This window comes from Marinobacterium nitratireducens, from assembly GCF_014645375.1.
Classification (GTDB): Bacteria; Pseudomonadota; Gammaproteobacteria; order Pseudomonadales; family Balneatricaceae; genus Marinobacterium_A; species Marinobacterium_A nitratireducens.
Genome location: NZ_BMLT01000019.1, coordinates 1 through 12,497 on the forward strand (window position 1 = coordinate 1; position 12,497 = coordinate 12,497).

Sequence of the window (12,497 nt, forward strand, 5' to 3'; positions counted from 1 at the left end):
GCTTTTGTTTGCCCTATCCCGACAAGCGCCCACACGAATTACCTGATCAATTTGTTAAAGAGCGTGCTGAGCGAGACCGATGTACTGGCCTTTCGTCTCAAGCGGGCGCATATCTTATCGCGCCCAGTTTCGAAGTCAACTCTTTTTTTTAACTTTCGTCACCGAAGTGACTTTAAAAAGAGGAACTCCAGGGTTTATTAAAATTTACTTTCTAAAGCTCATTTTCTAAACCCTTTTCGCGTTTTCGACCGTTCCAGGAACCGTCGCTGCGAGAAGTGGTGCGTATTCTACTCAGCATTGATAACGAGTCAACAGCCAACAGAAACTTTTTTCATCGCTTTGTCATCCTGCCGTTATACGCGTGGAAATCGCTGGATCTTGCGGTAAGGAAACACATCGACAATTTCGCCGTGACGGACCTGCTCCTGCATATCCTGCCAGAACGTCACATCGAGAAGGTCGCCATGAAGCTCATTGAAGATTCTGCGCACCAGCGGGTTGCAGGCGGTCAGGATGCTGAACTCTTCGGGGAAGACATCGTTGACGCCGATCGAGTACCAGGGCTCACCCGACATTTCCTGCTCCGGGTACAGGGGTTCGGGGATGCGCCGGAACTTGCAGTCCGTCAGGTACATGATCTCGTCGTAGTCGTAGAACACCACCCGCTTGTGACGCGTAACGCCGAAATTCTTGAAGAGCATATCTCCGGCAAAGATGTTCGCCGCCGCCAGTTGCTTGATCGCCTTGCCGTATTCGTTGATCGCGTGAAAGACCGCCTCTTCGTCCTTGCGCGCCAGTGCATCGTCGATATACAGATTCAACGGCGTCATACGGCGTTCGGTCCAAAGATGCTTGATGGTAATGACGTCGTCGTCGAGCTGTATCGACGAAGCCGCCACCTGCTGCAGTTCTTCGATCAGTTCGGGACTGAAGCGCTCGCGCGGGAACAGGAAGTTGGTGAATTCCTGGGTGTCGGCCATGCGCCCTACCCGGTCGTGACGCTTGACCAGGCGATACCGGTCCTTGACCAGATCCCGGGTGATGTTCTTCGACGACGAGAAACGATCCTTGATCAGCTTGAACACCACCGGGAAGGACGGCAGCGTGAACACCGTCATCACCATGCCCCTTGTACCCGGGGCTATGACGAACTGGTCGTCCGACTGATCCAGCTGATCGAGAAAACTGCGGTAGAACTCGGCCTTTCCCTGTTTGTAGAGGCCAATCGAACTGTACAGCTCCGCTTTCGACTTCATCGGAATCAGTGAATGCAGAAAGCCCACGAACTCGGACGGCGAATTGACATCCACCATGAAGTAGGAGCGCGTGAAGCTGAAGATCACCGAAACATCGTTCTCCGCCACGATCAGTGTATCGACGTAGACAGCCCCCTGGCCGTTGTTCAGCACCGGAAGCACAAAGGGCACCCGACGCTCGCCGAGGTTGATCCGCCCGACGATGTAGGCCCCCTTGTTGCGGAAAAAGCGGCTGCGAATGATCTCGACGCTCGCGCTTACGCCCGTCTCCGGAGCCGGCGGCAGGTGCCTGCGGGCGAAACGCGCCAGATTACGGATATCCCGGCGCCGGTTTTCCCACGGAATGTCGAAGGCGAAGTCATCCAGAACCTGTCCGAGCAGCGCCACCAGCCCGCGCCCGAGGTCGTAGGTGCGACACAGCCGGTCCCCGGTCGCGATCACCCGCCCTTCATAGTCGGAGCGGATGAACATATGGGCATCGTCCAGCGTGCCGTACTTGAGCACCTTCAGATAAATCGAGTTGTAAAAGGTTTCGGCAAGCTCCGGATCGTTGCGGGCGAGGATTTTCTGCGCATAGCGGCGTTTGACGTCATGCCAGAGCGTGGCGTCATAGACGACCTCGCCCAGCTGCTCCACGATAGCCTCGACGGCGGCTTCGGTATTGGCCTCGTAGAGATCGATCCTGGCCGCGCTTGCGCGTTGGATCGCGTGCCAATCCGCTTTCTCGAAACGCAGCTGAGCGGCAGCGGTGATGGTCTGGAAGCGATTTCTGTAGTCGGCGAACTTTTCCAGCACCGCATCGGCAATACGGTCGGCATAGGGCACTGTCATAACGGTTGAATCCTTCGTTAACAGGATGCTGGCACACTCGAGCCTTCCTGCGGGCAGCGCAGCTACAGCGCGGCTGAAGCTATAGTTCTAACAAAGTCACCAGGAGAGCTTAGATCATGTACAGCCTGCCTGAACTGGATGTCGTCCGCGCTTTCGACGCCATCGGCGTACTCACCAGCGGCGGCGACGCCCCGGCAATGAATGCCGCGGTACGTGCAGTCGCCCGTACCGCTCTTAACCGGGGTATCCGGGTCTACGGCGTGCACCGGGGCTACAGCGGTCTGCTGAGCGGTGACCTGCGCCGGATGTCGTCGGCCTCGGTAAGCAATATCATTCAGCGCGGCGGTACCATCCTGAAGAGCGACCGCTGCGAGGCGTTCTACCAGGCCGAAACCCGGCAAAAGGCCGCCGACATCCTGCGTGAGCACGGGGTTCAGGCACTGATCACCATCGGCGGCGACGGCACGCTGACGGGCGCGCACCTTTTTACTCGCGAAACCGGCATTCCTGTCGTCGGCCTGCCCGGCAGCATCGACAACGACATTCCCGGCACCGATGACAGCATAGGCTTCGATACCGCAGTCAACACAGCGATCGGCGCGATCGACCGCATTCGCGATACGGCGCTGTCCCACGAGCGTCTGTTCCTGGTGGAGGTGATGGGCCGCAACTCGGGATACATCGCCACTCAGGTCGGCATCGCCTGCGGCGCCGAGATGATCCTGATTCCCGAGTACCCCACTCCGGTGGAATCCATTGGCTATACCCTCGCCGACAACCGCAGAACCGGCAAGGGTTCCAGCGGCATCATAGTTGTCGCAGAAGGCCCTGAGCCCGGGCTCACAGGCCGCCTCGCGGAGCAGCTGCGTATTTTCGGCGAAGAGGCGCGGGTCTGTATCCTGGGGCACATTCAGCGCGGTGGCAGTCCCAGCGCACACGACCGTGTACTGGCATCCTGCATGGGCGTGACGGCGGTCGACTACCTGCTGGCGGGCTACAGCGACATCATGGTCGGTTGCGACGGGCGCGCACTGAAACCTGTGTCGCTCGCGCACGTCAGCGGCGGACGCAAGCGCCCCCCGCAGCTGTACCAGATCGCGCTGCAACTGCACAAATAGTCCACGGCAGCGCCTTTTCCGCTATCATCGCGGCCCATGACTCCCTCGCAACGCTACCAGACACTGCAACAGCGTCCCGACTTCGAACCCGACCCGGCGCAGCAACGAGCCCTGGCGGCTCTCGACCGACTCCACGCAGAGCTGCGTGCCGGAACGGCTCCCTGGCGCAGGCGCAAGCCAGTCCCCGGCCTGTATTTGTGGGGACCGGTCGGCCGCGGCAAGACATTGCTGATGGATCTGTTCAAAGACAGCCTGCCAGAAGGCCTCGTGCTGCGGCTGCATTTCCATCGATTCATGGCACGCGTGCATCGGGAGCTGACCGAACTCAGCGGCACCGCCGACCCGCTGCAACGGATTGCCCGGCAAATCGCCAGCCGGCACCGGGTACTCTGCTTCGACGAGTTCCAGGTCACCGACATCGCCGACGCCATGCTGATCGGCCGGCTGCTGGCCGCCCTCTTCCAGCGCGGCCTGGTAATGGTGGCAACGTCCAATCAGTCACCGGACGAGCTGTACCGGGACGGTCTGCAGCGTGACCGTTTCTTCCCGACCGTAAGACTGCTGCATGAGCACCTGCAGGTTCACAACCTGGACGGCGGGCGGGATCATCGCCATCGTCGCCTGGACAGGGAGCAGACCATTTTCCCGCATCCCGCCGACGACCGGCTGGGCATTCTGTTCCGGCAACAGGCTGGCATCGATGGGCAGCAAGGGGCTATCGCTATCTGCGGACGGCCCGTGCCGGCACGCCGCCACGGTGCCGGCGTCGCCTGGTTCGATTTCGCCGCGCTTTGCGAAGGTCCCCGCTCGGCGCTCGACTATATCTGGCTGGCGCAGCGCTACCACACCCTGCTGCTGGGCGACGTACCGGTGTTCGATGGCGAGGTCAGGGAATGGATCAAGGCGCGCGGCACCGAAGACTCGGAGCGCGGCTCAGGCGCGACCGGCGAGCGCCAGGTGCGCTGGTCGGCGATGGATGACCCGGCACGCCGCTTCATCAGCTTCGTCGACGAGCTCTACGAGCGCAACGTCCGGCTCTACCTGTCGACTCGGGCCCCGCTCGATACCCTTTACCGCAGCGGCCGTCTGGAATTCGAGTTCCGACGCACCCGCAGCCGCCTTATCGAAATGCAGTCACGCGACTATCTGCTGCGCGGGCACCGACCCTGAAGCGCTATCAGGATGCGAGATAGTCGTCGATCAGCTGCCGCGCGAAGGCGGCGCAGGACTGCATGGCCGAGGCCTCATCGAGCGCCTCAATCCGGCAATCGATCTGTCCCGACAGGGCGCCGGCATTATGAAATATCGTATCCTTCGGATCCTGATGGTATATCTTGGGCTCCAGCAGCCAGGTGCCGGGGGCTTCGGTGGGCAGAACCTTGGGTGTAATGCGAAAGCCGCGATATTCGATATGCTGCATGCGGTTCTCCGTGAGCTGTACATCATCTATTCAGAGTGTAGACACTAGTCTGAAGTTGTTCGCAGGTTACCCGGGCCGCACAGGCTCGCAGCTCCCCTGTTTGCAGCCCCAATATCGAATACCAGGACGGTAATATGAAATATCTAACGCGGTTATTCTTCCAGGGCCTGCTGCTGTTACTGCCGGCGGTACTGACGATCTACCTCGTCTACCTGATCTTCACCGCACTTAACGAGACTCTGTTCTCGGCGGTCGGCGCCCTGCTTGCCCTGGTGTATCCGGGCATCGAGGCGGGATGGCTGGTGACCCTGACCGGTATCGGCGTCACCTTCGCCGTCATTATCCTGACCGGCCTGATCGCGTCGAATTTTCTGGGCAGTTTCGTGCTCGGTCGCATAGACGCCCTGCTCGACCGCATTCCGCTGGTCAAGATGCTCTACAGCGCGCTGAAGGACCTGTTCCGGGCCTTTCTCGGCGACCAGAAAAGCTTCAGCAAGCCGGTGCTGGTCGAGGTCAACGAGGGAGGCGCGGTACGGCTGATCGGCTTCGTCACCCAGGAGTCGCTGACCGACTTCGGGCTGGACGACGACGTTGCGGTCTATCTGCCGCAATCGTACAACTTTGCCGGCAACCTTATCGTGGTGCCGCGCGACAGGGTAAAAGCACTGAACGTGCCTGCGGCGCAGGTCACAGCTTTTCTGGTCAGCGGCGGCGTATCCAACGCCGCCAGGCAGGAGGCGTCACGTCCGCGTGACGCCTGATTCAGGCTGCAAGAGAGGCAGGTTCAGCCCAGACTGCGAAGCATCCAGGCAGTCTTCTCATGGATGCTCATGCGATCGGACACCAGCGATGCGGTGGACTCGTCGTCCGCCCCCTGGGCAACCTTGAGCACCTCGCGACAGGTACGCACCACCTGCTCGTGACCGCTGGTCAGCAGCGCAACCATTTCCTTCGCGTCAGGCACACCATCCACTTCCCGAATCGAGCTCAGTGCGGCATAGGCCTTGTAGGTACCCGGCGCCACCTCGCCCAGGGTGCGTATGCGCTCGGCGATATCGTCGACCGCAACGGCAAGCTCCGTGTAGTGCTCTTCGAACATCAGGTGCAGCTCGCGAAACTGAGGGCCTGTCACGTTCCAGTGGAAGTTGTGGGTCTGCAGGTACAGGGTGTAGGAGTCCGCCAGCAGTCGACTCAGTCCCTCGGCGATCGATTTGCGGTCGGCTTCCGGGATTCCGATATTAATGGCGCTAATACTCATGATCTCACTCCTTGGATGACATGACGGGTTTCAACTGAACTCCAGTATAGAAAGAGGCTTCCTATAGCTGAAATTGAATTAAAAGATATTAACGATAGATATAATCAATCAACCATAGCGGCGGTCGGAGACAAACGGATTGTCGCGCCGCTCGTCGCCAAAGGTCGACATGGGTCCGTGACCGGGAATGAACTCCACATCATCACCCAGCGGGAACAGCTTGTTTCGAATCGAGTCGATCAGTTGCTGGTGATTGCCGCGGGGAAAGTCGGTACGCCCGATGGAGCCCTGAAACAGCACATCGCCCACCAGCGCCAGCCGGCTCTCGTCATGGAAAAAAACCACATGGCCCGGGGTATGCCCCGGACAGTGCAGCACCTGCAGACGCAGCTCGCCCACCGTAACGCTGTCGCCATCCTCGAGCCAGCGGTCCGGCGTGAATCCGTCCACCGGCGGGAAGCCGAACATCTGGGCCTGCTGCGCCAACCCTTCTATCCAGAAAAGATCGCCCTTCTGCGGCCCTTCGATCGGCAGCTTCCTGAGCGTGGCCAGCTCGTGAGTGCCTCCGGCGTGGTCGATATGGGCGTGGGTCAGCAGGATCTTCTCCAGCTCCAAGCCCAGCTCCTGCACGCGGGCGAGAATCCGGTCGAGGTCGCCGCCCGGATCGACCACCGCCGCCTTGCCGGTGCTCTCGCACCAGATAAGCGTGCAGTTCTGCTGAAAGGGTGTGACCGGTATAATGCTGTATTTCATCTTGCACCTGAAACTGTCGGAATGCCCCAGAGTATACCGATCAGTGGCCAGCCTTCCACTTTGCGACACGCCCTTGGGCAAACACCGCCGGCGAGCCGGCGAAGATCCCGCCCCCCAGTCGCAGAGCCCGCTCACGCAAAGCTGCGCGTCTCTCGCGCAGCCGGCGCCGCAACGCCAGCCGGTCATCGAGCCAGAACAGCTCCGGATGCGATTCGATCTGCAGCTCCAGCATATCCAGGTCGTGCAGGTCTCCGAGCACCGAACCCAGCTTCTTGAGCCGGCGCTCGACCTTGGTGCGCCCGGCCTCCGGTCTGATCAGTTCCAGCTGATAGAGCAGACGCTTCACCTCCTTGCGCCACTCGTGCATCAGCGCCATGGCGGTGTCCTCACCGACATCGCCGTACAGCCGCAGGCCCCGGCGATACTGGCGCCCAAGGCGGGCCTTGAGCTGCCGCCGTCGCAGCGAATCCAAAGGCCACTCCCGTACCGCGCGCCGCATCAGCCGCAACCGCTGCAGGGCTTCGTCCAGGCCTGGAGACGCAGCGGCAGCTACCTGTGGGGAACCGCGGAACCCCGCCCTGATACGGATTCGCAGATCGGGATCCGGCAGGCCGGACAACAGCTCGTCCAGCAGCGCCGAAGCGACCGCGGCGTCGCGGAAGCCGGCAAAGTCGTCCGCCAGCGCCTTGCAGCGCTGTTGCTCGGCACGATACGTTTCCTCCCCCAGCACGTCCCGAAGCAGGCGCAGCAGGGCTCGCATTCGCTTCATGCCGACACGCAGCTGATGGATGCTCTCATCGCTGTCCTGGACAGGCTCGACAAGCATCTCGATGACACGCTCGAGCTCATCGCGCGCCGCCCGCTTCACCTCGCGCGGCAACGATTTCGATCGTCGCAGCCTAAAGCTCATTTTTCTCCAGGCTCCTTTTCCGGACACCCGCTAAGCTTAGACCGGCAACGGGTTAACCACAGCAAAGCGCGGAGATCATCATGAGCCGGGAAAAGGAAGAAGCCGAACTGGTGCGCGAAGCACTGCGCGTCGGCGCGTTGTACATGAAGAAGCGCGGTGCCGGCGAGTTCGAACCGACCGACGGCGCCGGCGCAAAGGTGCGCGCCCTGTACCGTCTGCTGGTCCATGACGGCCTGATTCAGCCGCTGGCCAAGGGCCAGGACAACGAGCGCAACATGAAGCACAAACTGGCGCTGTGGATCGAGCGCCAGTTGCCGGAGGGGCATCCGCTGAAAACCTGAAGCCGGGTCAGAGCGAGATGGTGCTGTTGACCCCGGTCGACTCGTGCTCGGGCTCGAACCAGCGCGAGGTGACGGTCTTGGTCTGGGTCCAGAACTGAATCGCCTGCTTGCCGTTGGGGCCCAGGTCGCCAAGCTTCGAGGCCCGGGAGCCGGTGAAGCTGAAAAACGCTGCCGGCACAGGAATCGGCACATTGATGCCGACCTGACCGACGTCGATTTCAGTTTCGAAGCGGCGTGCGGCCCAACCGGAACTTGTGAAGATCGCGGTGCCATTGCCGTTCGGGTTGTCGTTTATAAAAGCGATGGCCTCGTCGAGGTTGTCGACGCCGACCACCGACAGCACCGGCCCGAAGATTTCCTCGCGGTAGATACGCATCTGCGACCTGACCCCGGAAAAGACCGTCGGCCCGACGAAATTACCCTGTGGATAGTCCTCCACCCTGATATCGCGCCCGTCGAGCTCCAGCGCAGCACCCTCGGCGACACCGGCGTCGATCAGCCCGCACACGCGGGCCTTTGCCGCCGGTGATACCAGCGGCCCCAGATCCGCGCCGCGATCGATACCGGCATTGACCCTGAGGCCACGGGCACGCTCGACCAGCTCCGGCAGCCAGTCGCGGGCCTCGCCCACCAGCACCAGCACCGAGTTGGCCATACAGCGCTGACCCGCGGCGCCGAACGCCGAGCCCAGCACCAGATCGAGCGCCTGGCTGCGATGGGCGTCCGGCATGACGACGCAGTGATTCTTGGCGCCCATCATCGCCTGCACCCTTTTGCCGGCGGCGCTGGCGCGCTCGTAAATGTCGCTGCCGACCCGGGTCGAACCGATGAACGACAGCGCCTTGATATCGGGATGATCGCATAGCCGCCCGGCAACCTCGGGGCCACCATGGACGACGTTGAGCACACCGGGCGGCAGCCCCGCCTCGTGCGCCAGCTCCACCAGATACAGCGTCGAGGACGGGTCCTGCTCCGACGGCTTGAGCACAAAGGTATTGCCGCAGGCGACGGCCAGCGGGAACATGAAACAGGGCAGCATGACCGGAAAGTTGAAGGCGGTGATGCCCGCCCCGACGCCCACCGGCTGGTGCAACGTATAAACATTGACGCCACCGGCGACGTTCTCGGCGATCTCGCCCAGCTGCAGCGAGCAGATCGAACAGGCGTGCTCCACCACCTCGAGCCCGCGCCCGACCTCACCTTCGGCATCGGGCAGCGTCTTGCCGTGCTCCTCGGTGATCAGCGCTGCGAGCCGGTCGCTGTTTTCCCGGATCAACGCCTGAAACCGCAGCATGATTCGCATGCGCTGTACCAGCGGCACCCGGCGCCAGCCGGAAAAGGCAGCCTTGGCGCTCGCCACTGCCCGCTCCACCTCCGCCGCCGTCGCGAAGGGCACCCGCGCCACCAGTTGCTGCGTCGCCGGGTTGCGCACCTCATGCCAGTTGCCGCTTTCGGAGCTCACCGCCTTGCCGTCGATATACAGCGGTACTTCTCTTGTTGTCATTGCCCTGTCCTCCACATCCAGATACGTGGGTTACCTCGCGCTTATACTGAATTGTAGGATGACCGCCTGGGATGGCGGAGGCCGCCCCGCCAAAATCCTGCAAACGCATGGAGCGGTTTGCAGGAAGGTAAAGCGATGCAATGCGAGGATCTCGACGGCAACTGCCACACCGGGGCATCGCGGCATCCATCGTAGCGATCGCCTTCCAGATCGCCTGGTTGCAACGCGCACCTTCGGCTGTCGGGGCAACCGTAGATCCCGTTTTCCCCAACCTACCGCGGCTTCAAGAACGGCTGCGATGCGTCGAATTCCCATTCCCTTAGCGCCAGCAGAATGCCCGTATTGTGGCGCTCGTGCGGCGGCCGGCCGGCGTCCTGGCGCTGCAGGTCGGCGATCTCGTGCCCCAGGGCTTCGAGCCGCCGGGCGATGAGCTGTCGCGAGTGTTCGCTCAGCAGGCCATTGAAGAACAACCGGGTACCGCCGCTGCGGCGGAAGCTGCCGCAGAGGAACTGCTGCTGCACCTCGCGTTCGAAAAAGCGCTCGATGGGGCCGCCCGGAAGCCAGCTGAAGCGCTCGTCGATACGCAGCTTGATGCGGTTGTTCGGCAGCAGATCGATGATCCGCAGCCGGTCGAGCTTGGCCAGGCAACGGATGCAGTCGGGCACGGAGATGTTGTAACGCCCGGTAATATCGGCAAAACCCAGGTGGTTCTGCACGAACACCGCGACCATCAGCAGCAGTGGATCGGCTACCAGCTCGCGCTCCTGATCCTCGGTCAGTTGCGCGATGCGACTGCGTGACGCCTCGTAGAGCTGAAACAGCTCCGACAGGTCCATCTCCATCAGCCGACAGACCTCCTCGATACGCGCCAGGGTAAAACGCTCGGAGGCGAACAGGCGCTTGACGTTGGCCTCGCTCATGCCAAGCCCCCGCGCCACATCGGCGTAGGTGAGCCCGTGACTCTTGAGCGCCCGTTTCAGGGTCGCGACGATCGCCTGGGTCTGTGCCATATCGCATCCCCGCCAAAAAAGTATCGATATCCTATACCTCAGGACGAGAATAGCAGTGCTTTTCGCAATTTGGTTTATTCATATGTAATTCAGCCCAACAATGGCGTCGAACCCATCACCCGGAGGTACCGCACCATGTCGCTGCTGAAACGGCTATCGGCCACCCTGTTCGCCCGTCTGGACGGGGTCGTCGGCGAGATCGAGGATCATGAGGCGGTCGCACAAACCTGTATCGGCGAATTGCGCCAGCAAATTGCCCGCGCCCGCGCCCGGCTCAACCGGATGCAGCGAGAGGAGCAGCTGCTGGACGCGCGCATCGACAAACTTCACCGCGAAGCCGAAGACTGGGGCGAACGGGCCCGGGCCTGTGCTGCGGAAGACGAGGCGCGGGCGCTGGCCTGTCTCGAGCGGCGCCAGCGTTCGCGCCGCGAGGCCGAAAGGTTGACGCGCAATCAGGTCGCCAGTCGCGACCTCGCCGCACGCCTGTCGCGCGATATCGATGACGGCGAAGCCCGTCTCGAGGAACTCACCCGGCGCTATACCGAAATGCGTGCACGCCAGTGCGGCAATGCCGCCCGGATCGCGGGCGAGTCCCCGGAAAGCGACCTGCTGCGTGAGGTGGACAGCTGCTTCGAGCGCTGGGACGCACGGCTCGGCGAACAGGAACTTCGGGCCGGCACGGCCGCCGGCGGCGACGCGCTGGAGGAGAGCTTCGCGCGACAGGAGCGGGATACGGAACTGCGTGCCGAACTCGATGAACTGCTGAACCGGGAGCAAGCCAAATGAGCACCTCACGGGACGCCTGGACCGCCGATACCCGCAACGCCACACCCCTGAGCCGGCGGCTGCCGCAGTTGCTGCGTCTGGCCGGCGCCACTGCGCTGCTGGTCGCAATGTACAGTTTTCTGGTGCAGGGCTGGCAGGGCAGCAGCGACCTGCTGCGCTACGGCCTGCTGCTGGGCCACTCCCTGCTGCTCTGCGGCGCAGGACTCGCCAGCGGCCACTGGCTGCAGGAACCGCGCGGCGCGCGCCTTCTGACCAGCCTGGCCCTGGTGTCGGTGCCGGCGAACTTCGCCATTCTTGGCGCCTTCGTTCATGCCGAAGCCGGCATTGCCGCTCTGAACTATCCCGGTATCGCAACCTGGCAGCTGGGCGCGCCGGGGCTGACTGCCGCAGTCGTTGGCGGGTCGGCGCTGTTGCTGCTGCCGGTCGTTATACTGGGTTTTCGCGTACTGGCGCGCCCGCTGAGCAGCCGTCTTAGCTGGCAGTATCTCGCCGGCAACGCCGTGCTGCTGATCCCGCTGCGGGATCCGACGGCCGTCGCCGGCCTGACGCTGCCGCTGGCACTGTGGATGCTGTGGCGCGCGGAGCGCAGCCGGGATCAGCATCTGTGCGCCCGCACACCCGACGGCATCCTCGCCCGCCTGCTGCAGTTTTTGCCCCTGGGCGTGCTGCTGGGCCGCAGTCTCTGGCTCTACGATGCCGACGCTTTCCTCTTCACCGCAGGGCTGCTCTGTCTGTTCCTCGCCGCCCGTCAGCTCAGTCTCCTGCTGCCGGGGCAATCGATCCTGCGCGGCTTTCTCGAAGTCGGCAGCGGTCTGCTGACGCCCCTGATCGGGATTGGCGTGGCGGTCCTGCTGGAAAGACTGCTGCCGGATCCGCTGCTGCTGCCCGCCGGCAGCCTCGCCTGCGCCGCCCTGCTGCTGGAGCTGTCGCGTCGGGTCGAGATGGCGCCGGCCTTGTACCGAGTGCTGGCGGTGCCGGCTCTGCTGCTGGGTTTCAGCGGCAACCTCCTTCTGTTCGACAGCCTGGCCAACGCCCTGCTGTGCCTCGTCGCCGGCTTGCTGCTCACGCTGGCCGGCCATTACCTGCGTCGCCTGGCATTGCTCGGCGCCGGACTGGTGATCGCGGCCTCCGGGTTGGTCTACCTGTTCGGACGGCTGCTGAGCGCCTTCGACCTGGGAGGCTGGATCAGCCTCGCGCTGGTCGGCCTGGCGGCGATTTTGCTCGGCTCGCTGCTTGAATCCCGCGCCAGCGACCGCTTCACCCGACTGAAACAGCGCTTCGCGCACTGGCAGGTCTGACCCTGTACGTCT

Annotated in this window: 13 protein-coding genes; 6 read left to right on the forward strand and 7 right to left on the reverse strand. The window is 62.7% G+C overall.

Features of this window, described 5'->3' with window-relative positions:
- Positions 1-353: 353 nt before the first annotated feature.
- Positions 354-2,087, reverse strand: a complete 1,734-nt coding sequence (gene aceK, locus IEX85_RS22355) for a bifunctional isocitrate dehydrogenase kinase/phosphatase (RefSeq protein ID WP_188862860.1) — start codon at positions 2,085-2,087, stop codon at positions 354-356.
- A 116-nt stretch (positions 2,088-2,203) separates the two neighbouring features.
- Here aceK and pfkA point away from each other — a divergent pair, with 116 nt between their 5' ends.
- The gene (gene pfkA / locus IEX85_RS22360; protein WP_188862861.1) at positions 2,204-3,205 is read left to right on the forward strand and encodes a 6-phosphofructokinase; all 1,002 of its coding nucleotides are present in this window, start codon (positions 2,204-2,206) and stop codon (positions 3,203-3,205) included.
- Positions 3,206-3,241: 36 nt separating this feature from the next.
- Positions 3,242-4,375, forward strand: a complete 1,134-nt coding sequence (gene zapE / locus IEX85_RS22365) for a cell division protein ZapE (protein WP_188862862.1) — start codon at positions 3,242-3,244, stop codon at positions 4,373-4,375.
- Positions 4,376-4,382: 7 nt separating this feature from the next.
- Here the strand turns inward: zapE and IEX85_RS22370 are convergent, their stop codons facing one another.
- Positions 4,383-4,625 (reverse strand): hypothetical protein, encoded by a 243-nt coding sequence (locus IEX85_RS22370; RefSeq protein WP_188862863.1) that lies wholly within the window; start codon positions 4,623-4,625, stop codon positions 4,383-4,385.
- Positions 4,626-4,759: 134 nt separating this feature from the next.
- Here IEX85_RS22370 and IEX85_RS22375 point away from each other — a divergent pair, with 134 nt between their 5' ends.
- The gene (locus IEX85_RS22375; protein ID WP_188862864.1) at positions 4,760-5,386 is read left to right on the forward strand and encodes a DUF502 domain-containing protein; all 627 of its coding nucleotides are present in this window, start codon (positions 4,760-4,762) and stop codon (positions 5,384-5,386) included.
- 23 nt (positions 5,387-5,409) lie between these two features.
- On the opposite strand, the gene IEX85_RS22380 is transcribed toward IEX85_RS22375, so the two are convergent.
- The 3 genes from IEX85_RS22380 to IEX85_RS22390 form a co-directional block, all read right to left on the reverse strand.
- Positions 5,410-5,883, reverse strand: coding sequence for a Dps family protein (locus tag IEX85_RS22380; RefSeq protein WP_188862865.1), 474 nt, complete (start codon positions 5,881-5,883; stop codon positions 5,410-5,412).
- Between the two features lie 108 nt (positions 5,884-5,991).
- The gene (locus IEX85_RS22385; protein WP_188862866.1) at positions 5,992-6,636 is read right to left on the reverse strand and encodes an MBL fold metallo-hydrolase; all 645 of its coding nucleotides are present in this window, start codon (positions 6,634-6,636) and stop codon (positions 5,992-5,994) included.
- A 40-nt stretch (positions 6,637-6,676) separates the two neighbouring features.
- Positions 6,677-7,546: a CHAD domain-containing protein gene (locus IEX85_RS22390; protein ID WP_188862867.1), complete on the reverse strand. Its 870-nt coding sequence runs from the start codon at positions 7,544-7,546 to the stop codon at positions 6,677-6,679.
- Positions 7,547-7,626: 80 nt separating this feature from the next.
- Here IEX85_RS22390 and IEX85_RS22395 point away from each other — a divergent pair, with 80 nt between their 5' ends.
- Positions 7,627-7,887 (forward strand): DUF5062 family protein, encoded by a 261-nt coding sequence (locus tag IEX85_RS22395; RefSeq protein WP_188862868.1) that lies wholly within the window; start codon positions 7,627-7,629, stop codon positions 7,885-7,887.
- A 7-nt stretch (positions 7,888-7,894) separates the two neighbouring features.
- Here IEX85_RS22395 and IEX85_RS22400 read toward each other — a convergent pair whose 3' ends face one another.
- Positions 7,895-9,391 (reverse strand): CoA-acylating methylmalonate-semialdehyde dehydrogenase, encoded by a 1,497-nt coding sequence (locus IEX85_RS22400; protein ID WP_188862869.1) that lies wholly within the window; start codon positions 9,389-9,391, stop codon positions 7,895-7,897.
- 272 nt (positions 9,392-9,663) lie between these two features.
- Positions 9,664-10,401, reverse strand: coding sequence for a helix-turn-helix domain-containing protein (locus IEX85_RS22405; protein WP_188862870.1), 738 nt, complete (start codon positions 10,399-10,401; stop codon positions 9,664-9,666).
- Between the two features lie 135 nt (positions 10,402-10,536).
- Between IEX85_RS22405 and IEX85_RS22410 the strand changes: the two genes are divergently transcribed.
- Both IEX85_RS22410 and IEX85_RS22415 read left to right on the forward strand, forming a co-directional pair.
- Entirely contained in the window at positions 10,537-11,187 is a 651-nt protein-coding gene (locus IEX85_RS22410; RefSeq protein WP_188862871.1) for a PspA/IM30 family protein, read from the forward strand.
- Positions 11,184-12,485: a hypothetical protein gene (locus IEX85_RS22415; RefSeq protein WP_188862872.1), complete on the forward strand. Its 1,302-nt coding sequence runs from the start codon at positions 11,184-11,186 to the stop codon at positions 12,483-12,485. The genes IEX85_RS22410 and IEX85_RS22415 overlap by 4 nt, the downstream gene beginning before the upstream one ends.
- Positions 12,486-12,497 lie beyond the last annotated feature (12 nt).

Coding starts and splice junctions, on each gene's coding strand:
- aceK (WP_188862860.1), bottom strand. CDS start 2,087: ATGACAGTGCCCTATGCCGACCGTATTGCCGATGCGGTGCTGGAAAAG.
- pfkA (WP_188862861.1), top strand. CDS start 2,204: ATGTACAGCCTGCCTGAACTGGATGTCGTCCGCGCTTTCGACGCCATC.
- zapE (WP_188862862.1), top strand. CDS start 3,242: ATGACTCCCTCGCAACGCTACCAGACACTGCAACAGCGTCCCGACTTC.
- IEX85_RS22370 (WP_188862863.1), bottom strand. CDS start 4,625: ATGCAGCATATCGAATATCGCGGCTTTCGCATTACACCCAAGGTTCTG.
- IEX85_RS22375 (WP_188862864.1), top strand. CDS start 4,760: ATGAAATATCTAACGCGGTTATTCTTCCAGGGCCTGCTGCTGTTACTG.
- IEX85_RS22380 (WP_188862865.1), bottom strand. CDS start 5,883: ATGAGTATTAGCGCCATTAATATCGGAATCCCGGAAGCCGACCGCAAA.
- IEX85_RS22385 (WP_188862866.1), bottom strand. CDS start 6,636: ATGAAATACAGCATTATACCGGTCACACCCTTTCAGCAGAACTGCACG.
- IEX85_RS22390 (WP_188862867.1), bottom strand. CDS start 7,546: ATGAGCTTTAGGCTGCGACGATCGAAATCGTTGCCGCGCGAGGTGAAG.
- IEX85_RS22395 (WP_188862868.1), top strand. CDS start 7,627: ATGAGCCGGGAAAAGGAAGAAGCCGAACTGGTGCGCGAAGCACTGCGC.
- IEX85_RS22400 (WP_188862869.1), bottom strand. CDS start 9,391: ATGACAACAAGAGAAGTACCGCTGTATATCGACGGCAAGGCGGTGAGC.
- IEX85_RS22405 (WP_188862870.1), bottom strand. CDS start 10,401: ATGGCACAGACCCAGGCGATCGTCGCGACCCTGAAACGGGCGCTCAAG.
- IEX85_RS22410 (WP_188862871.1), top strand. CDS start 10,537: ATGTCGCTGCTGAAACGGCTATCGGCCACCCTGTTCGCCCGTCTGGAC.
- IEX85_RS22415 (WP_188862872.1), top strand. CDS start 11,184: ATGAGCACCTCACGGGACGCCTGGACCGCCGATACCCGCAACGCCACA.